Source organism: Bilophila sp., from assembly GCF_057864385.1.
Genome location: NZ_DBMAFI010000034.1, coordinates 14163 through 33950 on the forward strand (window position 1 = coordinate 14163; position 19788 = coordinate 33950).

General features: G+C 61.1%; 15 protein-coding genes and 1 pseudogene. 8 read left to right on the plus strand and 8 right to left on the minus strand.

What is annotated here, in order from left to right:
* Window positions 1–16: 16 nt before the first annotated feature.
* From mraY to mraZ, 7 genes are all read right to left on the minus strand, one after another.
* Entirely contained in the window at window positions 17–1093 is a 1077-nt protein-coding gene (gene mraY, locus ACZM8Y_RS11555) for a phospho-N-acetylmuramoyl-pentapeptide-transferase (protein ID WP_302552814.1), read from the minus strand.
* Window positions 1083–2501 carry a UDP-N-acetylmuramoyl-tripeptide--D-alanyl-D-alanine ligase gene (locus ACZM8Y_RS11560; RefSeq protein WP_302552813.1) on the minus strand — a complete coding sequence of 473 codons (1419 nt, stop codon included), beginning with the start codon at window positions 2499–2501 and terminating at the stop codon, window positions 1083–1085. The genes mraY and ACZM8Y_RS11560 overlap by 11 nt, the downstream gene beginning before the upstream one ends.
* Window positions 2492–3946: a UDP-N-acetylmuramoyl-L-alanyl-D-glutamate--2,6-diaminopimelate ligase gene (locus ACZM8Y_RS11565; protein ID WP_479859123.1), complete on the minus strand. Its 1455-nt coding sequence runs from the start codon at window positions 3944–3946 to the stop codon at window positions 2492–2494. The genes ACZM8Y_RS11560 and ACZM8Y_RS11565 overlap by 10 nt, the downstream gene beginning before the upstream one ends.
* A complete protein-coding gene (locus ACZM8Y_RS11570; RefSeq protein ID WP_337430822.1) occupies window positions 3946–6030 on the minus strand; it encodes a penicillin-binding transpeptidase domain-containing protein in 2085 nt (694 codons plus the stop codon). The genes ACZM8Y_RS11565 and ACZM8Y_RS11570 overlap by 1 nt, the downstream gene beginning before the upstream one ends.
* A 33-nt stretch (window positions 6031–6063) precedes the next feature.
* A complete protein-coding gene (locus ACZM8Y_RS11575) occupies window positions 6064–6369 on the minus strand; it encodes a hypothetical protein (protein ID WP_302552810.1) in 306 nt (101 codons plus the stop codon).
* A complete protein-coding gene (gene rsmH / locus ACZM8Y_RS11580) occupies window positions 6366–7451 on the minus strand; it encodes a 16S rRNA (cytosine(1402)-N(4))-methyltransferase RsmH (protein WP_337430823.1) in 1086 nt (361 codons plus the stop codon). Before rsmH ends, ACZM8Y_RS11575 begins: the two co-directional genes overlap by 4 nt.
* Before the next feature lie 90 nt (window positions 7452–7541).
* Window positions 7542–7991, minus strand: a complete 450-nt coding sequence (gene mraZ / locus ACZM8Y_RS11585) for a division/cell wall cluster transcriptional repressor MraZ (RefSeq protein WP_482334250.1) — start codon at window positions 7989–7991, stop codon at window positions 7542–7544.
* 236 nt (window positions 7992–8227) lie between these two features.
* On the opposite strand from mraZ, the pseudogene ACZM8Y_RS11590 reads away from it, so the two are divergent.
* From ACZM8Y_RS11590 to ACZM8Y_RS11610, 5 genes and pseudogenes are all read left to right on the plus strand, one after another.
* Window positions 8228–8377 (plus strand): annotated as a pseudogene (locus ACZM8Y_RS11590) (DUF711 family protein); the annotation flags it as partial.
* Between the two features lie 215 nt (window positions 8378–8592).
* Window positions 8593–9858 carry a bifunctional folylpolyglutamate synthase/dihydrofolate synthase gene (locus tag ACZM8Y_RS11595; RefSeq protein ID WP_479859496.1) on the plus strand — a complete coding sequence of 422 codons (1266 nt, stop codon included), beginning with the start codon at window positions 8593–8595 and terminating at the stop codon, window positions 9856–9858.
* 654 nt (window positions 9859–10512) lie between these two features.
* The gene (gene selA / locus ACZM8Y_RS11600) at window positions 10513–11919 is read left to right on the plus strand and encodes an L-seryl-tRNA(Sec) selenium transferase (RefSeq protein WP_482334176.1); all 1407 of its coding nucleotides are present in this window, start codon (window positions 10513–10515) and stop codon (window positions 11917–11919) included.
* Between the two features lie 116 nt (window positions 11920–12035).
* Complete coding sequence (locus ACZM8Y_RS11605) at window positions 12036–13424, plus strand: aminopeptidase (RefSeq protein WP_482334174.1); 1389 nt, start codon at window positions 12036–12038, stop codon at window positions 13422–13424.
* A gap of 652 nt (window positions 13425–14076) precedes the next feature.
* On the plus strand, window positions 14077–15774 hold the full coding sequence (locus tag ACZM8Y_RS11610; RefSeq protein ID WP_482334172.1) for a lipopolysaccharide biosynthesis protein: 1698 nt from the start codon (window positions 14077–14079) through the stop codon (window positions 15772–15774).
* Between the two features lie 646 nt (window positions 15775–16420).
* On the opposite strand, the gene ACZM8Y_RS11615 is transcribed toward ACZM8Y_RS11610, so the two are convergent.
* Entirely contained in the window at window positions 16421–17035 is a 615-nt protein-coding gene (locus tag ACZM8Y_RS11615) for a D-glycero-alpha-D-manno-heptose-1,7-bisphosphate 7-phosphatase (protein WP_482334168.1), read from the minus strand.
* Window positions 17036–17276: 241 nt separating this feature from the next.
* Here ACZM8Y_RS11615 and ACZM8Y_RS11620 point away from each other — a divergent pair, with 241 nt between their 5' ends.
* From ACZM8Y_RS11620 to ACZM8Y_RS11630, 3 genes are all read left to right on the plus strand, one after another.
* Window positions 17277–18020: a basic amino acid ABC transporter substrate-binding protein gene (locus ACZM8Y_RS11620; protein ID WP_482334166.1), complete on the plus strand. Its 744-nt coding sequence runs from the start codon at window positions 17277–17279 to the stop codon at window positions 18018–18020.
* A 192-nt stretch (window positions 18021–18212) separates the two neighbouring features.
* Window positions 18213–19007 (plus strand): amino acid ABC transporter permease, encoded by a 795-nt coding sequence (locus ACZM8Y_RS11625; RefSeq protein ID WP_302554615.1) that lies wholly within the window; start codon window positions 18213–18215, stop codon window positions 19005–19007.
* Window positions 18988–19740 (plus strand): amino acid ABC transporter ATP-binding protein, encoded by a 753-nt coding sequence (locus ACZM8Y_RS11630; protein WP_302554614.1) that lies wholly within the window; start codon window positions 18988–18990, stop codon window positions 19738–19740. Before ACZM8Y_RS11625 ends, ACZM8Y_RS11630 begins: the two co-directional genes overlap by 20 nt.
* Window positions 19741–19788 lie beyond the last annotated feature (48 nt).

The window sequence follows — 19788 nt, forward strand, 5'->3', positions numbered from 1 at the left end:
CGATGCCTTCCCGGTGCTATCTCAACTTCAGTGCCGACAACGCGATGAGCCCAAGCATCACCGAGATGATCCAGAACCGGATGATGATCTTCGATTCAGGAATGCCTTTCATCTCATAATGATGGTGCAGCGGGGCCATGCGGAAAATGCGCTTCCCGCCCGACGCCTTGAAATAGCTCACTTGCAGGATCACGGAGAGGGTTTCCGCCACGAACAGGCCGCCCACAATGAGGAGCAGCAGTTCCTGCTTGCAAAGCACCGCAAGGAAGGCCAGCACGCCGCCGAGCCCAAGCGATCCCACGTCGCCCATGAACATCTGGGCGGGGTAGGCGTTGAACCAGAGGAAGCCAAGCCCCGCACCCGCCAGAGCGCTACAAAATACCGCGACCTCGCCCACGCCGGAAATGTATTCAAGCTGCAGATACTGCGCGAACCGCACATGCCCCGTGATGTAGATGTACACCGAGAACACCAGCGCGGCGACGACCATCGGGCCGATGGCCAGCCCGTCGAGCCCGTCCGTCAGGTTCACCGCGTTGGACGTCCCCACCATGACCAGCATGGCAAAGGGGATATACCAATATCCGAGATCCGGGTTCAGCGTCTTGAAGAACGGAAACGCCAGCCGCGTGGAATAGGCCGGTTCCGACACCAGCAGGAGCATGGCGACCCCGGCGACCAGCATCTGGCCCGCAAATTTCGCGCGCGGGCTGAGGCCCTTGTTCTGATGGTGGGATACCTTCATGAAGTCGTCGACGAACCCCACAGCCGAAAACCCGACGAACACCAGCATGGTCATCCATATATAGGCGTTGGTCAGATCCGCCCACAACAGCACGCTCACGCTCACCGCGAACACGATGAGCAGGCCGCCCATCGTGGGGGTCCCGGCCTTGCACTGGTGCGCCTTCACTTCCTTGAGGATTTCCTGACGGCACTTGATGGCCTGCAGCCAGCGTATGAAATAGGGCCCGACGAGGATGCTCACCGCGAGCGCCGTCACAAGCGCCCACGCGGATCGGAAGGTAATGTATTTGAAAATGTTGAGGACGGAATAGTCAACACTCAACGGATACAGCAGGTTATACAGCATGAGGATCTCCCGCCTGAGCCTCCGTGAAGGCGTTGACCAGCGTTTCCAGTTTGTTTGAACGCGACCCCTTGAACAGGATCACGCCTCCGCCGCTGCCGAGATCACAGGCGGCAAGGCCTTTGAACATATCTTCGGCGGACGCCACCGGGCAGAATGCGCCCCCGTAACGTCCGGCATGCAGCCCCTCTTCAAACGCTTCCCGATGCCCGCCCTTCCAGCAAACGAGGCGGGGCCTGATGTCCGCCACAAGGCGGCCCAAATTGCGGTGCTCATCCTCGGAAAGCGAACCGAGCTCGCCCATTTCGCCGAGCACGCACACAAGGGGCCTGTCCGCGCGATCCCCTGCCATTTCAGCGGCGGCCTCCAGCATCCGCGAAAAAGACAGCGGGTTGGCGTTGTAGCTATCGTCAATGACCAGCCAATCCCCGGCCCGCGAACAGGCAAAACGCTGTTTCGGCAGCACGGCCCCGGCGAACCCGGCGGCGATTTCCTCGGCGCCCAGCCCCAGACGGTGCGCTACGGCGGCTGCGGCAATGACGTTTTCCGCGCCGAACGCCCCACGGAACGGAGCCTCCACATCAATGGAAACCCCGTCCAGCCACAGCCGGAACAGCCCCTTGTCCTCGCCCGCCGGCACGACATAGGCCGCACGGTAGTCCACTTGGCGCCCCGCGGTGGAAAAGAAAACCAATTCCTGCCGCACGGCACGGGCTTCGCGCGCGAGATCGGGATAATCGGCGCTGATGATCGCCGTCCCGCCGGGCGCGAGGTGCGCAAGAAGCCTCGCCTTATAATGCGCCGTCCCCCGATCGCCCAAACCGGCGGCATGGCCCGGCCCCACGTTGAGGATCAAGGCAAGATCCGGCTCAAGAATGGCCCCAAGCTCGTCCATGTCATGGGGGCGGCTGATGCCCGCCTCCATGACCCAAAACGCTTCCTCGCCGGTCGCCGCCAGCATGGACAGGGGCAGGCCGATCTGGTTGTTCAGGTTCATATGGGTCTTGGCGGTAAGCCCGCGGCGGCCCAGAACCTGCGCAAGCAGTTCCTTGACCGTGGTTTTGCCCGCCGTGCCGGTAAGCCCGATCACCCGAGTCCCGCTGAGGCGTTTGCGCCAGCAGTGCGCCAGCTTCCCAAGCGCCTTGACCGTATCGTCAACGAGGATGAGCGGGACGGGCGGCACGCCGCCGAACGGATTCCGGGATGCCAGCAGCGCGGCGGCCCCGGCTTCGGCGGCCTTTCCAGCAAAATCGTGCCCGTCGAACGTTTCGCCGGGGATGCAGACGAACAGGGAGCCGGGCTTGACCGCACGGCTGTCCGTACCCACGCCTTCCACAATGCCGCAAGGCACGGCACCCGCCACGGCGGAACCGTCCACCGCGCGGACAACCTCTTCAAAACTCAGGCGCATCCCAGAATCTCCCGGACTGTTTGCTGATCGCTGAACGGGTGTTTGACATCGCCGATCTGCTGCGTGCCCTCGTGCCCCTTGCCCGCGATAAGCAGGGCGTCGCCGGGGCGCAGGAGCTCAAGCCCCTTTTCGATGGCCCGGCGGCGATCCGGATCGGCAAAGACTTCGGCGGCCCCGGAGAGGCCGGGCATGACGTCGGCCATGATCGCCTCAGGCTCCTCGTGGCGCGGGTTGTCGGAGGTAAGCACCGCCACATCGGACAGCCTGGCTACGGCTTCACCCATGAGCGGGCGCTTGGCCCGGTCGCGGTTGCCCCCGCAGCCGAACACGGTGACGATGCGCTTGAAGCCCGCCCCGCGCAGCGCGTTGAGGACGTTGATCAGCGCGTCGGGCGTATGGGCATAGTCCACAAACACATCAAGGTTCTGCGGGTTGAGGATGCGCTCCAGACGGCCCGGCACCCCGCAGAAGGTCTCGAAACAGCGGAACGCTTCGGGATCGAGGCCGAACCCAAGGGCGACGGCCTGCACGGCGAGCAGGTTTTCCGCATTGTAATTGCCCACCAGCGGCGACGTGAATTCCCATTCGCGGCCTTCAAAACTGGCATGCAAACGCAACCCTGCGGTCGTACTGGAAAGCACCCTGCCCGCAAGGTAGCGCCCGGAAGATCCAGGGGCCGTCAGGCCAAAGCCGATGGCGTCGGGAACCATCCCCGCCAGACGGGCCCCCCACGGGTTGTCCGTGCCGATAGCCATCACGCGATCCGCGAAGGGCCTGCCGTCCTCGTCAAGGAACAGCTTGGCCTTGGCCTTGAAATACGTCTCCATATCGTGATGGTAGTCGAGGTGATCCTGCGTCAGGTTCGAGAACACGGCCCCGCCGAAGCCGACGCCCGCGACGCGGTTCTGATCCAGCGCGTGCGAAGAGACTTCCATAAAGGCCATATCCACATCGGCGGCGCGCATATCGGCCAGCATGGCATGCACGTCGAGGCAGTCCGGCGTGGTCATGGGCGCGTCCTCATGGTGCCCCGGCCAGCGATAGGAAACCGTGCCGAGCACGCCGGTCTTCTTCCCGGCGGAGGCGAACAGATGATCGAGCAGATAGGTCGTGGTGGTCTTGCCGTTGGTTCCGGTCACGCCGACCACTGGGAACGGGAGGGAAGCCGTCCCGTACCGGGCGCGGGCCAACAGCCCAAGGGCCTGACGGGGATCGGCACAGTCGACGGCTTCCGCTTCGCCGCAGTTCCCCGCGGCCTCAGGGCGGCAGACCACATACCCGGCCCCCCGCGCCACGGCGTCGGCAATGAACTGAGAACCGTCGGCACTGCTGCCGGGCAGAGCCACAAAAACACAACCGGGGGTCGCCTTGCGGGAGTCGATGCACAACTCCATCCCCTGCGCGGCCACGCGGGATTCCAGTAACGAAAGCGGATACATTCCCATTATTCCTGCTCCGAAAGCCAAAGAACGCATGACGTGGGGGCCGAATCCTTCCCCGCCCAGCGCACGCCCGGTTCCGGCGTTTGTCGTACCACTCTTGAACCATTGCCCTTGATGACGGGGACAAGCCCCTGCCGCGCAAACATTTCCACGGCCCGCCGCACGGACTGCCCCACCACGTCCGGGACCGTCCCCGAATCCCGAACCGGCAGCGCCGTCTTCCTTTTCGCCAGCTCGCTGCGGTACTCGCCGAGCACGGTCTTTTCCTTGTTCCCCCGCCGTTCCGCACGGGCGCGGGCGCGGGCCTCGGCCTTTTCCCGTGCCTTGATCTGCGCGGGGGTCAGCGCGCCGGGATCCGGCAGCGAACCATGATACGCCATGACCCGCGACGTCACGGCCTTGAACACCGGCGCCGCGATCACGCCGCCGTACCTCACTTTCGACGGTTCATCAATAAAAATGACCACGAGGTATTGCGGCTTTTCGGCGGGAACAAGCCCTACGAACGACGCGGTGCGCTCCCCGCCGTACTTGCCGCGAAACGCCTTCTGCGCCGTTCCGGTCTTCCCCGCCACGGACACGCCGGGGATGGCGGCGCGCCTGCCCGTGCCCTCATCGACGACCTCGCGCATCATGGAAAGCACTTCCCGTGCGGTGTTCTTGGAAAAAATACGCTGCTCCCCTCCGCCCACGTCATCGTTGAGGACGATCCGCAGGGGCTTATACACCCCTTCATTGGCAAGCGTCAGATACCCCTGCGCCATCTGGAGCACCGTGACCGCAAGGCTCTGCCCGAACGAGGACGAGATGAGGTCGGCCTCGCTCCATTCGCGCGCCGGGCGCAGGATGCCGCGGCTCTCGGCAAGCTGGATGTTCGTGCGTTCCCCGAAGCCAAGCCGGGAAAGATACCGCTGATACTTGACCGCGCCAAGCTCCAGCCCGATTTTGCCGCAGCCGATGTTGCTTGAGTTGGCAAGGATCTTCGCCACGCTCTGGATATTCTCCTTCGGGCGGCTGTCGTCCCGGATGGTAATGTACCGGCTTTTCCACAGCCCGTTTTCGCAATCGAACGTGGTGTCGCGGGTAACGACCCCTTCCTGAAGCGCCGACGCTATCAAAAACGGCTTGAACGTAGACCCCGGCTCCAGCGCGTCCTGCGCCAGACGGTTGCGGTACTCGCTCGGACGGTACTGGTTATAGGAATTGGGATTGAAGAACGGGGCCTGCGCCCAGGCGAGAATATCGCCGGCGGCCACATCCACCACGAGCACGCCGCCCCATTTCGCGCCGAACTCCGTGACGGCCTTGGAAATTTCCTCCTCGGCGATGGACTGCACCTGCAAATCGAGAGTCAGGTGCACATCCTCGGCGGGCTGCGCCTCGTAATTGCTGTCCACGTAGAACTCACGGCCCGATGCGTCGCGCCGCACGGCCTGACGCACGGAAAGGCCGCCGAGCTGATCGTCAAAGGAACGCTCGACGCCTTCAAGCCCCTTGCCGTCCATGCCGACAAAGCCGAGCAACTGCCCCGCCACCTGACGGTAAGGGTAAATGCGCTCAAACTCGCGGGACAGCTCGACGCCCGTGAGATCCGCCTGCCGGATGGCCTCGGCGGTGGCATCGTCCACGCGGCGGGCAAGCCAGACAAAGCTGCGCTTCTTTTCCAGCAGGGGCCTGATCTGATCGGCCGGACGCCCGAGTATCCCGGCCAGCGTCGCCGCCGTAGCCTGAATGTCCGTGATGATGCTCGGATTTGCATATACGGAACAGCACTCCACGCTGCGGGCAAGGATATGGCCGTTGCGATCGGTGATCATGCCGCGGGGCATAGCCACGGTTTCGGCGGCCATATGCTGCCGCCGCGCGCGCTCGGCCAGAAAGGGGCCTTCCCAAAGCTGGACATATCCGGCCCGGATCCACAGCGCGCCCCACACCACGAAAAAAAGCACCGCCACCGTACGGAACCGGACGTTGTTCCAGTCGACGGACGCAAACCATGCGCGAAGCCCGCCTTCCGAACGGCGTCGGTTGACGGCCTGCGAAGAAGATTGCCGAGTCGTGCGCTTGCGCGCGCCCAAATATGCCATAGAAACCTGACCCCTGGCCCGCCCGTGCGGAGGCTACTGTACCCCGGCTTCAGGCCCCGGATCGGGCATCCGCCGGATCTGGCCGGGCTTGGCCTCGCTCATGCCGAGCTGGATGGCTTTACGGCGCAGTACATGCGGAGCCAGCAGCCTGTCCCGTTCCACTTCAAGTTTGGTTTTGAGGACGGCGCGCTGTTCCACCTCGTTCCTGAGCTGGCGGATGGAATACGCCTTATCCGTGCGCTCAATGCTGAGCCACACCAACGCGAGCCCCATGAGCAGGCTCAGCAGCAGCGACAGGATGAAGGCCAGCAGCCAGCCGCTTGACGACATCTGGCTCATGCCCGTCCCCGCCCTTCACGCCCATGCCGGGCCATGCGCGCGGCGCGCTTGGCTTCATACCGCAGGCGCGCGGCCTCTTCGCCGGATTCCCCGCCGGGCTGCCGGGCATGCGGATCCAGCTTTTCCGCCACGCGCAGCTTGGCGCTGCCCGCGCGGGGGTTCAGCATCTTTTCCCGTTCGGAAGGGCAAATGGGCTTCGGGGTCACAAGCAGGGCTTCCGGCACATGATGGCACACGCACACGGGGATGTGCTTGGGGCAGATGCAGCCCTGCGTCCACGCTTTCATGCGGTGCTTGACCACCCTGTCCTCCAGCGAATGGAAGGAAATGACCGCCACGCGGCCGCCCGGCTTCAACCGTCCGAGGATGGCGTCGAGGAACCGTTCCAATTCGCCGATCTCGTCGTTGACCGCCATGCGCAGCGCCTGAAACGTGCGCGTCGCGGGGTGGTTCCGGGCCTTGGCCCGCCATGCCGCCGGATAAGCGCGCTCCACAAGGGCCGCCAGTTCCCCGGTGGTTTCGATGGGCTTGCGCACCCGCGCCTCCACGATGGCCCGCGCAATGCGCCCGGCCTGCGGATCCTCGCCGTAACGCTCAATGATCTCCTTCAATTCCTCGGCCTTGGCCCGGTTCACAAGGCGGCTCACCGGCAGCTCGCCGGAATCGCGATCCATACGCATGTCGAGGGGGCCATCGGAACTGAAGCTGAAACCGCGCTCCGCCGAGTCGATCTGCAGCGAGGAAACGCCGATATCAATGAGCGCCCCGTCGACGGCATCCCAGCCGATCCCGTCCAGCGCCGCTTCAAACCCGCTGTAGCGGGTATGCACGAGATGGACGCGATCCCCGAACGGGGCCAAGCGGATACGCGCAAGCTCAAGGGCCTGCGTATCCCTGTCCAAGCCGCACAGAAAGCCCTCGCCGCCCGTGCGCTCCATGATGGCAAAGGAATGCCCGCCCATGCCGACCGTGCCGTCGAGATAGCGCCCGCCCGCTTTGGGGGCCAGCGCATCCACCGCTTCGTTCAGCAATACGGAAATGTGTACGGATTCGGGAGAAGGCATGGAGGTATCGGAATTCATTGGTTCGTTTCGTCCTGCTGCAAAAGCATGGCCGTCCCTGCGGCCGGCGTGTTCCGGCTGCACGTCATACAACAGCGTGTCCGGGGATTCTTAAAAAGAGAAGTCGATGCCGCTTTCAGCCAGCTCATCGGCCACATCGTCAAAATCCTGTGAGAGCAGCGCCTTGAACCGGGCCTGATCCCATATTTCAAACTTGTCGCCCTGTCCGACCACGACGGCGTCGTGTCCGAGCCCGGCATATTCCATATGCGCGCGGGAAAGGCGTATCCTGCCTTGCGCGTCAAAGGACTGATCCTCCGCACCGCCGAGCACCAGACGACGAAAGTCCCTGATTTTCCTCGAACTGTTCCGAAGACGCCCAAAACGCTCCTCCAGTTCGTTCCAGAGGGGGCCAGGATACCCGACAAGGCAGCCGTCGTATGTCGTCAGCACAAACGCACCGTCCGCCGAAGCCGCCGCCAGCGCATCCCGAAACTCCGGGGGGAGCATCAGACGGCCTTTGGCATCAAGGCTCCTATAGGACTGTCCGCGAAACAACATACCCGGCCTCCGGGCCCCTTTTGTCAGGATACTCCACTTTTTCCCACTTTCCCCCACTTTGTCGTCCATTCCACCCACCTTGTCAAGAGGGTGACAAATGTATAAAACCATATGTAATTATTTATTATACAAAATATTTTACCTGTTACGGAAACAGGCCCGGCTTTCGGCGCGGGACTTTCTCATTCCCACCGTGGGCCCAAAACGCCGCATCCCCGTCCGGCACACGCCGGGCCGATTCCAACATTGGGGCGGCTACCCGTTCCGGCGCGCTGTCCCTCGAAAAACACGAAGCCATGACCAGCGGCTCTACTAGCCTCGACATGATCGCCATCCCCGGCGGCACGCCCGCCGCCACCATTTCCGGCATCATCGCTGTGGAGATGAAACAACCGGATACTATGAGAGAGCCTTTTGATCCATAAGTTCGGAAAGTTCCGGAGGATGCCGGGCCAGCCGCATGCGCGGCCTCCCCGCATCTTTTCCTTCCTGAAAAAAGAGGCTAGTTTCTGCCCCATGCCGACGAGACGGGACCGCCCCGCGCCGCGCCGGAGGGACGCCGTCCGGCGCCCATCACCCAACCCACCGCAAAGGCTTGACAATGCGTTTCCATTCTTTCGACGACGTACAAGATCATCTCGACACCCTTGGGCTCTTTCACATGGACTTCGGCCTTGACCGCATGCGGAACGCACTGGACGCGCTCGGGCTGCTTGCGCCCCCGTTCGTGACCGTGCAGATCGTCGGCACCAACGGCAAAGGCTCCACCTCCACCTTCCTGTCGTGCGTCGCCCGTGCGCATGGGCTGAACGTGGGCCTCTATACCTCGCCGCATTTCGTCACCCCGCGCGAGCGCATCCGCATCAACGGGACGATGCTGCCGGCAGACCGCTGGCCCGCGCTGGCCGACCGCGTCATGGAAGCGGCGCCCAACCTGACCTATTTTGAATTCCTCACGGCCCTCGGCCTGCTCGCCTTCGCCGAGGCGGGCGTGGATCTCGTCGTCATGGAGGCGGGGCTTGGCGGGCATTACGATGCGACGACGGCTATGACGGCGCAGGCCGTCTGCTTCACACCCATCGGCATGGATCACGAAAAAATCCTCGGCCCGACCCTGACGGACATCGCCTCCGACAAGTCGCAGGCCATGCGCCCCGGCGTCCCGGCCTTCACCGCCCCGCAGGAAGCCGAGGCCCTCGCCTGCCTTCTCCGCACCGCACAGGAAAAAGGCTCGGAACTCCACGAAACGGCCTCGCTCCCGTTCCCGCAATCCCCCCTTGGGCTCGATGGGCCGCACCAGCGCACCAATGCCCGGCTGGCCGTCGCCGCATGGGACTGGCTCGCCAATCAGCGGCACTGGCCCAATATGCCCGAAACCGTCGCCAAGGGGCTGGCTTCCGCGCATTTCCCCGGACGGTTCCAGCGCATCCCGGCTGCCAGCGGCCTGCCGCCCCTGCTCCTTGACGGCGCGCACAACCCCCACGGCCTGCGCGCGTTTGAAACGGCCATCCGTGACGCGGGCATCCAGCCCGCCGCCGTCATCTTCTCCTGCCTTGCGGACAAGGATGTATCCGACATGCTGCCGTTTATCCGCCGCATCGCCGGGGACGTACCTTTGTTCGTCCCGACGATTCAGGACAACGAGCGGGCCATGAACGGCGAAGAGCTCGCAAAGCTCCTTGCCGAAGGTCGCGGGCCAGCCATCACGCAGCCAGCCCAACGCCTGAGCCTCGCCCTAAAGGAAGCGGCCTCCTTCGTTCCCGCCGAAGACGCAGGCAGGCACCCCGTCCTGTTGTGCGGCTCCTTGTATTTGCTCGGCGAGTTCTTTACCCTTCACCCGCAAACGCTGGAACAGGAGCTTGTCTAGAAGGAAGGGGGAAAGGCTTAGGCCGTGTCGTCAATTAGAGATAATCTAAGGTCGCGGGCCAGCCATCACGCAGCCAGCCCAACGCCTGAGCCTCGCCCTGAAAAAAGCGGCCTCCTTCGTTCCCGCCGAAGACGCAGGCAGGCACCCCGTCCTGTTGTGCGGCTCCTTGTATTTGCTCGACGAGTTCTTTACCCTTCACCCGCAAACGCTGGAACAGGAACTTGTCTAGCGGGAAGGGGAAAAGGCTTAGGCCGTGTCGTCAATTTAGATATAATCTGTTGAAATTATTTAATCATTTTTCGAGCTACAACAAATTATTTTCAATAATTTCAAATAGTTATATATATAACACAACGACACAACCTAGGCTACGCCATAGGAAACGGTTGATGCTTGGCTTCTTGAAATTCCAAAGGAATGGCCAACAAAATGCCCCAGTCATGGAGCCCATCAGCGGAAAATTGGAGAAAAAGTCTGTATTTTTAGCATACTGTCGAGATAAAACAACCATATGCCATGACAGAGTTCATTTTATTTCAAACAAATAACGGCACAAGCCTCCAGTAGAGAAAGCAGCAGTGGAAAACTGAAAAAACGTATTTTCACCGTACCTGTGGAAATGAACCAACCATATTCCATAATAAACCAAAACATATGAATAATCTCTTTCGTTCCCTGCCTTCGGTCGACGCCTGCCTGAGCGGGCTGGAAAATGCCGCGCCCACGCTGTACGCAACGACGCCCCGCCCATTGCTCCGGTCGCTCACCAACGCCTTTCTGGACGGCTGCCGCAGAGACATCAAGGAAGGACGCCTTACGGATTCCGGGCAGCTCGGCTTGGACGCCCTGCTCCCCCGCCTCGCCGCCTTCGCGGAAAAAGGGGCCGCGCCGCGCTTCCGCCGCGTGCTCAACGCCACCGGGGTCGTCATCCATACCAATATGGGCCGCTCCGTCCTCGCTGACGAGGCCGTGGACGCCATCCTCAAGGCTTGCCGGGGGTACTCCAACCTTGAGCTGAACCTTGCCACAGGGGAACGCGGCAGCCGCTACAGCCACGTTGAGGAACTGCTCTGCACGCTTACGGGAGCCGAGGCCGCCCTTGTGGTCAACAACAACGCCGCCGCCGTGCTGATTACGATGGACGCGCTCTGCTCAGGCGGCGAAGTCGTGGTCGCCAGAGGGCAGCTTGTGGAAATCGGAGGCAGCTTCCGCATCCCTGACGTCATGGAACGCAGCGGGGCCACCCTGCGCGAAGTCGGATGCACCAACCGCGTCCACCCGCAGGACTACGAAAACGCCATCAACGAGCGCACGGTCGCCCTCATGCGCGTCCATACCTCGAACTACCGCATCGTCGGCTTCCATGCGGACGTGCCCGTTGAGGAACTCGCGGACATGGCGCACCGGCACGGCCTCCCGCTCATTGAGGATCTAGGCAGCGGCAGCTTCCTTGACTTTACCGCAGCCGGGCTGCCCGGCGAACCGACCGTACCTTCGGTGGTTGCCGCGGGCGCGGACGTGGTTACCTTCTCCGGTGACAAAGTGCTCGGAGGCCCGCAGGCCGGGATTATCGTGGGCACGAAGGCGATCATCGAAAAAATCAAGCGGAACCCGCTCAACCGGGCACTGCGCATTGACAAGATGACCCTTGCCGCCCTTGAAGCAACCCTACGGCTGTACCTGGACGAACAGCTCGCCCGGAAGCGCATCCCCACGGTCGCGATGATCTCCGCAGCGCCGGACGAACTCAAGCGCCGGGCCTCGCGTCTGGCTTCCCGGCTCCGCAAGGCGTGCGGGGACAAGGCCGAAATCCGGCTGGTGCGGGGAGAATCCCGCGTCGGCGGCGGCTCATTCCCCGAAAACGCCCTGCCGACCACACTCGTGCGCGTCGCCCCTATGGGATGCACGCCGGAATGCCTCAAGCAGCGCCTGCTCGAAACCGTTCCGCCGCTGATCGGACGCCTTGAGGATCATGCCTTCCTGCTCGATCCGCGCACGCTCGCCGACGAGGAACTGCCCACGGCCGCCAATGTTATCGCGGCTGCGCTGAATCAGGCATGAGCATAACAGCGGCCTACCCGGACACGGGTTTACAGCAAGGCCCCGGACTCTCCCGCATGGAAAGGGAGAGCGGGAAAACCATATCACGACGCTCAAAACCATAAAGGACAACATACATGAACAACGAATTCGATTTCGAAACCAAAAACGGCTGGACGCACTACGCCGATGCGGCAAGCCAAGAACAGATGGACGCGCTGGCCACCCGCTACATGGATTTCCTCTCCCATGCGAAAACCGAACGCGAAACCGTGGATCTCGTGGTTGAAGCGTTGAAGGGTGCCGGTTTTTCCGAAGATTTCACAAAAGATCTCGTGTTCCGCACCTATCGGGGCAAGGCCGTCTTCGTGGCGCGCAAGGGCAAGAAGCCGCTCGCTTCGGGCGTGCGCCTCATCAGCGCCCATACCGACGCCCCGCGCCTTGACTTCAAGCAGCGCCCGCTTCAGGAACAGGTGGGCATCGGGCAGGCCAAGACCCACTACTACGGCGGCATCCGCAAATACCAATGGCTGGCCCGGCCTCTCGCCCTGCACGGCGTGATCGTCAAAGAGGACGGCACGTCCATCAAGGTCGTGCTGGGCGAAGACCCCGGCGATCCGGTGTTCACCATCGCTGACCTGCTGCCGCATCTGGCACAGAAGGAAGTCACCAAGACCGTGGCCGACGCCTTTGATGCGGAAAAGCTCAACGTGATCCTGGGGCACAGCCCGCTGCCTTCCGCTTCCGATACGGGCGAAACCGCAAAAGAACAGAAAGATCCGGTTCGGGCGAACATCCTCGCCCTCCTCAACCGCAAATACGGCATCCGGGAAGAAGATTTGATGTCCGCCGAATTGCAGGCCGTGCCCGCAGGCCCGGCGCGCTACGTCGGCCTTGATGCCGCCCTCATCGGCGGCTACGGGCAGGATGACCGCGTTTGCGTGTTCACCGCGCTGTCCGCCTTCCTAGACGCGCAAGCCCCCGAACACGCCAACTGCCTGATCTTCTGGGACAAGGAAGAAATCGGCTCCGAAGGCTCCACAGGCGCGCAAGGCCGTTTTCTTGAGTATTGCATGGAGGATCTCACGGAAGCATGGGAACCGGGAACCAAGGTTCGCGACGTCTTCCAGAACTCCACGGCCGTTTCCGGCGACGTACACGCGGCTACCGACCCCGACTGGCAGGAGCTGCACGAAAAGCTCAACGCCTCGATCATCGGGCACGGCCCCACGTTCTGCAAATTCACCGGTTCGCGCGGCAAATACGGGGCCAACGACGCCCATCCCGAATACATCGGCTGGCTGCGCGGCGTGCTCAATCGGAAAAACATCCCGTGGCAGATGGCCGAACTTGGCAAGGTCGATCACGGCGGGGGCGGCACGGTAGCCCTCTATCTCGCGGCCTACGGCATGGACACCATCGATCTCGGCCCCGCCGTCCTCTCCATGCACAGCCCCTTTGAGCTGCTTTCCAAGGCCGATCTCTATTCCACGAAACTCGCGTATCAGGCCATTTTGGAAGCCTAAGCCTCACCCGTTACGCTTGGGGAAGGGAAACTTTACTAAAGAATGGGGAGGACTCCCCCACATTTCCCTTCCCCTCACCAATCCTAGCAAAACGACTCCTTCCCTTCACGGGCTTTCTGCTTTATCGAACCCCTGTCTGGCGCTTTCCCTTGCCATACAAAACAGTCTGGTTCAGGCTCCCGATTAAGCCATAATGGATGGGCACAAGAGCTATGTCAGGCATTACAGGGATCACGAGTCCAGCTTTATAAGTGGACAGCGAACGAGTGGGCGCTGAAACGGGGACAGCCACTATTTGCCAGTTTCCAGGCCGTGTCGTCATTTTTACATTTAACCATTTTAAATTATTAAAAATAATTTTATATCTTGAAATCCGTTAAATAATTTCAATAAATTATATCTAATTGGCGACACGACCCAGCACAACCGCCCTTTTCCGCTCCATCCCGCCTTGCCCATCCGACAGGGACTCCTGCCGGGCAGCCTCCCCACCAGCCGAAAGTCTTGGGAGAGGGAGGGATGGGGTCCGGGGAAGGGAGGGGGAAGCCTTTCTTCAGAAAGGTTCCCCCTCCCTTCCCCGGTTTTCTTCCCCCTAAAAAAATAACACGCCCGGCACCCGGCGGAACTCTTTTGCATTTTTAGTAAAAAAGCTATGATGGCGCCTGTCCCGCGACAAAAGGCCAAAAAGGGGCATTGCGCTGCGGACAAAGACAGCGTACGGAGACGCGAAATCCTCTTGCCCCCAAACCGCCCCATGACCGAAGAACGCGAATCAGCCCCCAATCAGACGCCCGGCACGGATCAGGCGACGCACCAGCGGCCTCCGCAGGCTTCGCTGGCGCGCCGTTATATGGGCAAACTGCTGGCGAACATCGCTACCGTCCCCGTCTATCTGATCATGGAGGCGGTGCTCCCGCGCGCCCTTGGGCCGCAGGCCTACGGGAACTTCAATTTTTCCACCAGCGTGTTCACGCAGCTTACCGGCTTTCTGGACATGGGCACGTCCACCTGCTTTTATAACGCCCTGTCCCGCCGCCAGTACGAAATGCCGCTCGTCGCCTTTTACGGCCGCGTTTCGGCGCTGGTCTTCCTCATTACCATGCTCGCGGGCGTCTTCCTGCTTGTGCCGGGGCTTGGGGATATGCTTTTGCCCGACGTGCCGCTCTGGTACGCTCCGCTGGCGGCCTTCTACGGCTTCCTGCTGTGGGGGACGCGGGTGGTGCGCTCCATGAACGACGCCCTCGGCCTGACCGTGCCCGGCGAGCTCCTGCGGAGCGGGGTCAACCTGCTTGGGGCCATCATCATTCTGGCGCTGTTCTGGTTCGGTTTCCTGAACGCGGGGAGCCTGTTCGGGCTGCAATACCTGATGATGGGGAGCATCGTGATCGGGTGCCTCGCCATCATGCGGCGCTCATGGGCGCATATCGATCTCAGCCTCACGCGCGATCAGCGCCTTTCCTACACACGCGAATTTTCCGACTACAGCATGCCGCTGTTCGTGCAGGCGCTGCTTTCGGCGCTGGCCCTTTCCGCCGAACGCTGGGTGCTCCAGTGGTTCGACGGCAGCACGCAGCAGGGCTATTTCGCACTGTCCCAGCGCGTCAGCGCCGCATGTTTTCTGTTCGTATCCGCCATGACCCCGCTGATCATGCGCGAACTCGCCATTGCATGGGGCAAGGACGACCGCGAGCACATGGGGCATCTCCTGACCCGGTTCGCGCCGCTCCTTTTTGGGATCGCGGCATGGTTCTCCTGCTTCACCGCCGTGGAAGCCTCCGTCCTCGTACATATTTTCGGCGGCGCGGAGTTCGCCGCGGCACTCGTCCCCGTGCAGATCATGGCTCTCTATCCGGCCCATCAAGCCTACGGGCAACTGGCAAGCTCCGTTTTCCATGCCACCGGCAAGACCAAGGTGCTGCGGAACCTTGCCTTCATCGAACACTTCGGGGGGGTCCTCCTCGTATGGCTGCTGGTCGCGCCGCAGGACATGCTCGGCATGGGGCTCGGCGCAACGGGCCTTGCCCTTAAGACCGTGACGACGCAGTTCATCATGGTCAACCTGCTGTTCTGGATGGCCTCGCGGCTCATCCCTCTCAATTTCTTCCGCAACCTGATGCTGCAAGGACTCATCCTCGGCTCCCTCCTCGGAATCGCATGGGTCTGCAAACAGGCGACGGGAATCTATTTCGCGGATGACGCCCATCAAATCATACGCTTTTTCCTTTCCGGCATCCTCTATTCCTTCATGTCCCTTGGGCTCGCCGTCACCTGCCCGTGGCTGTTCGGATGCTCATGGCAGGATTTCCGGGAAATGCTCATCCGGCTGCGCCTGATCAAGAAAAAAGCCTGATCCTGCAACATATCATAATAACCTTCCGCATAGCGGGCGGCTTCCTGTTTCGGCCGCCTCGCGCCATCAACAGGCTGAAACCCACAATAAAAAAAGGGCGTTGCATGGCCATGCAGCGCTCTTTTCAGCTTCCCTATCCTCTGATTCCCTATCCCGCCAGATCCATACATCCGGCAGGTTCCCCTGCCGCGCAGCCTCCCCGCCAGCCTAAAGCCTTTGGAGAAGATGGGGCGGGAAGTGAAGGGGGGGCTTTTTTCAAAGGCTGTGTTTAAGTTTACGGTTGCTGATTTTTTCAATGAAAATCATGAATAGATAAAAGCTCGTTTCACGTCTGGTGATGTGGGCCTCTCTCATTTTTTGTTCATTACATGAAATCCAGTTTTGAAGAATTGTTGCGAGACCTCCAGATAATCTCCAAAGAGCTCTTCCTTTCCAGTTGGAATCCTGTATCAACCACAAACTTAAACACAGCCTTTTCAAAAGGCTCTGTTAATAGCATATGGTTGTTTCATCTCCACAGTACGGTGAAAAATAGAGCTTTTTTTCCAGTTTTCCCCGTGGCGGGATCCACGGCTAAGGCATTTTTCCGGTTATCCCTTTGAAGCTTCAAGAAAAAAGCATCAACCATTTTCCATAACCCAGCCTTTCAAAAAAGCCCCTTTTTCCCTCCCCACTTCTCAATATCCCTCACTATCCACGCCGCAGCGGACTCGAAATCCGCAGCCACGACACGCCGGGGCGCGCCCGGAACCTCGGCGATGCCGGAAACGGGCACGGGATACCCGGCCCTCCGGGCATGTTCCGCACCTTTCCCGCTCAATACGAGCAGGCCGGCGGACAGCCCGGCATTGGCGGCGAACCCCAGATCGTCCAGCTTGTCCCCGATCATGAACGTCGTTTCAGGCAAAAGCCCATGCCGGGCCCGGAGTTCATCGAACATGCCCGGCAAGGGCTTGCGGCAAAGGCAAGACGCTTCCGGCGCGTGCGGGCACCACACGGCATCCGTAAAAACGACGCCGTACGGCCCCAGAAGCTCTTCAAGCCGTTTTTGGCATGCCGCGACAGCCTGTTCCGTGAAATACCCCCGGCCCACGCCGGATTGGTTGGATACCAAGAAAAGACGGTGCCCCGCCCGAACCAGACGCGCCAACGCCGGGCCGACGCCGGGCAGCAGGACGACGCCGGACGGCTCCGAAAGGTAATGCTTATCCTCAATGAGCGTGCCGTCCCGATCAAGGAGCACCGCGCAAGAAACCGGCATGAAAAATCCTCCGTAAAAAATGATGGGGCAATGACGTAAAACAACGCGGGAATGTTGCGGAAATCAAGCCTCCAGAACCCGCGGTTCCGCGATTCGGTTCTTGACACGCTGTGCATCTTCCTGCAAAAGAGGACGCTTAGAATATGGAGGATGGGGACGGCGCGCAAGGGAAAGATGGCGCGTTTTTCCTCATGCGGTTTGCCGCCGTGGAACATTTGCAATATCTGGAGGAGCTGTCGGTATGATCCGTCTTTTCAGCGCGACCCTGTTGTCCCTGCTCTTGTGCGCTTCTCTGGCCAATGCCGCCGAAAAACCCCTCATCGTGGCTTCCGATGCGACGTGGCCTCCCATTGAAATGCTTGATGAGAACAAGAACGTGGTCGGGTATTCCATCGACTACCTGAAGGCCGTCGCCAAGGAAGCGGGCCTGAACGTCGAATTCCGCAACACCGCGTGGGACGGCATTTTCGCCGCCTTGGAATCCCGTCAGGCCGACATCATCGCCTCTTCCGTGACCATTACCGACAAGCGCAAAAAAGCGATGGGCTTTTCCGATCCTTATTGCGAAATCCGCCAAGCCGTTGTGGTTCCCGCCAATTCGGATCTCAAGAGCCTGAAGGAGCTGGACGGCAAGAAGGTCGGCGGGCAGATCGGCACTACCGGCCTTGTGGAGACCCTGCCCAAGGCCAAGTCAAAGGCCATCGTCAAGACGTATGACGAAGTGGGCCTTGCCCTCGAAGACCTCGCCAAGGGCAACATCGAAGCGGTGATCTGCGATGATCCCGTCGCCAAGTTCTACGCCAACAAAAAGCAGGAATACACGGGCAAGCTCAAGGTTGCCTTCATCACTGAGGATGTGGAATACTACGGGTTCGCCGTCCGCAAGTCGGACACGGATCTCGTGAAGAAGCTCAACGAAGGCATCAAGGCCGTGAAGGAAAAGGGCATCGACAAGCATGTCGTCGAGAAGTGGATCGGCAAATAAGCGCCGGATCTCTCACCCTTAACCATCCTGTTGCGATTCTATGCCGGCAGGGGAGCCCTCTCCCCTGCCGCCCGTTTGGTAAGGCCCCTGTTTTCGCGCGTCGCCCGGCGCGCCGCAACTTGCAAGGCCCACATCGCGGCGCACGCATCCCATGCGGCGTTTGCCGGAGCCTGACACATTGTAGGAATATTTATGAACAACGCTCCCAACATTCGCATTGAGGTTACGGAGGGCGCGCAGATCCCCGATCCGAGGGATCGCAGGCTCCTCAATGCCTGGACATTGGCGTTCTGCGTTGCCGTGGTGGCACTCGTCACCCTCTGCGCCACGCAGCCGGAACCCTATCTGGAAATCGTCAAATTCCTCCCCGACGGGCTGATCATCACGTTTGAGGTCACCGCCCTCTCCCTGCTCTGTACGCTGCCTATCGGGCTGCTCACGGGCCTCGGACGCCTGTCGCGCAATTCCGTCATCAACCTGATCGCGTCGACCTATGTGGAAATCATCCGCGGCGTACCGCTGCTCGTCCAGCTTTTTTACATTTATTACGCCCTCGGACGCATCATTCAGGTTCCGCCCATGGTGTCGGCGGTCATCGCCATCAGCTTCTGCTACGGCGCCTACATGGGCGAAGTCTTCCGCGCGGGCATCCTCTCCGTACCCAAGGGGCAGACGGAAGCGGCCCGTTCGCTCGGCTTCAACAGGTTCCAGACCATGACGCTCGTCATCCTTCCTCAGGCCATGCGCACCATCCTGCCGCCCATCGGCAACGAATGCATCGCCATGCTCAAGGACACCTCGCTGGTCTCCATCATCGCCGTGGCCGACCTGCTGCGCCGTGGCCGCGAATTCGCCTCGCAGACCTTCGACTATTTCGAGACCTATACGGTCATCGCCCTCGTATACCTCATCATCACCCTGCTGCTCTCCAAAGGCGTGAGCATGATGGAAGGGAGACTCACCTACTATGACCGCGACAGAAAGTAACGCAGCCCCCATCATCAGCATCCAGAACGTGTGGAAGTTCTTCGGGCAGCTCACCGCGCTGCACGATGTCAGCTTCGACGTGCAGCCCGGCGAGCGCGTCGTGATCATCGGGCCTTCCGGTTCCGGCAAGTCGACGCTGCTGCGCTCCATCAACCGTCTGGAAGTCATCGACAAGGGCACCATCCTCGTCGAAGGGAACGACATCAACGCCCCTGAAAACGACATCAACAAGATCCGGCAGGATCTGGGCATGGTGTTCCAGAGCTTCAACCTGTTCCCGCACAAGACGGTGCTCCAGAACCTGACGATGGCGCCCATGAAGCTCCGCCATATTTCCAAGCATGAAGCCGAGGAGCGTGCGCTCCAACTGCTCAAGAAAGTGGGGCTGTCCGAAAAGGTCAACGTCTATCCGAGCATGCTTTCCGGCGGCCAGCAGCAGCGCGTCGCCATTGCCCGCGCGCTCGCCATGCAGCCCAACATCATGCTGTTCGACGAACCCACGTCGGCGCTCGATCCTGAAATGATCGGCGAAGTGCTTGACGTTATGGTCAAGCTCGCGCAGGAAGGCATGACAATGGTATGCGTCACCCATGAAATGGGCTTTGCCCGTGAAGTGGCCGACCGCATCGTCTTTATGGATCAGGGGCAAATCCTTGAAGTGGCTCCCCCTGCCAAGATCTTCTCGGATCCTGAGCATCCCCGCCTCCAGCAGTTCCTCAAGCAGATTCTGTAAGAAGATTGGAGGGGGGAAGGGGAACCTTTCTGGAGAAAGGCTTCCCCT

What these genes read in the sequence shown, in the direction of transcription:
- ACZM8Y_RS11570 (WP_337430822.1), bottom strand. Translation starts at nt 6,030, where the DNA reads ATGGCATATTTGGGCGCGCGCAAGCGCACGACTCGGCAATCTTCTTCG.
- ACZM8Y_RS11630 (WP_302554614.1), top strand. Translation starts at nt 18,988, where the DNA reads ATGACCGCGACAGAAAGTAACGCAGCCCCCATCATCAGCATCCAGAAC.
- ACZM8Y_RS11565 (WP_479859123.1), bottom strand. Translation starts at nt 3,946, where the DNA reads ATGGGAATGTATCCGCTTTCGTTACTGGAATCCCGCGTGGCCGCGCAG.
- ACZM8Y_RS11620 (WP_482334166.1), top strand. Translation starts at nt 17,277, where the DNA reads ATGATCCGTCTTTTCAGCGCGACCCTGTTGTCCCTGCTCTTGTGCGCT.
- ACZM8Y_RS11575 (WP_302552810.1), bottom strand. Translation starts at nt 6,369, where the DNA reads ATGAGCCAGATGTCGTCAAGCGGCTGGCTGCTGGCCTTCATCCTGTCG.
- ACZM8Y_RS11560 (WP_302552813.1), bottom strand. Translation starts at nt 2,501, where the DNA reads ATGCGCCTGAGTTTTGAAGAGGTTGTCCGCGCGGTGGACGGTTCCGCC.
- ACZM8Y_RS11605 (WP_482334174.1), top strand. Translation starts at nt 12,036, where the DNA reads ATGAACAACGAATTCGATTTCGAAACCAAAAACGGCTGGACGCACTAC.
- ACZM8Y_RS11625 (WP_302554615.1), top strand. Translation starts at nt 18,213, where the DNA reads ATGAACAACGCTCCCAACATTCGCATTGAGGTTACGGAGGGCGCGCAG.
- mraZ (WP_482334250.1), bottom strand. Translation starts at nt 7,991, where the DNA reads ATGTTGTTTCGCGGACAGTCCTATAGGAGCCTTGATGCCAAAGGCCGT.
- rsmH (WP_337430823.1), bottom strand. Translation starts at nt 7,451, where the DNA reads ATGAATTCCGATACCTCCATGCCTTCTCCCGAATCCGTACACATTTCC.
- mraY (WP_302552814.1), bottom strand. Translation starts at nt 1,093, where the DNA reads ATGCTGTATAACCTGCTGTATCCGTTGAGTGTTGACTATTCCGTCCTC.
- ACZM8Y_RS11610 (WP_482334172.1), top strand. Translation starts at nt 14,077, where the DNA reads ATGATGGCGCCTGTCCCGCGACAAAAGGCCAAAAAGGGGCATTGCGCT.
- ACZM8Y_RS11615 (WP_482334168.1), bottom strand. Translation starts at nt 17,035, where the DNA reads ATGCCGGTTTCTTGCGCGGTGCTCCTTGATCGGGACGGCACGCTCATT.
- ACZM8Y_RS11595 (WP_479859496.1), top strand. Translation starts at nt 8,593, where the DNA reads ATGCGTTTCCATTCTTTCGACGACGTACAAGATCATCTCGACACCCTT.
- selA (WP_482334176.1), top strand. Translation starts at nt 10,513, where the DNA reads ATGAATAATCTCTTTCGTTCCCTGCCTTCGGTCGACGCCTGCCTGAGC.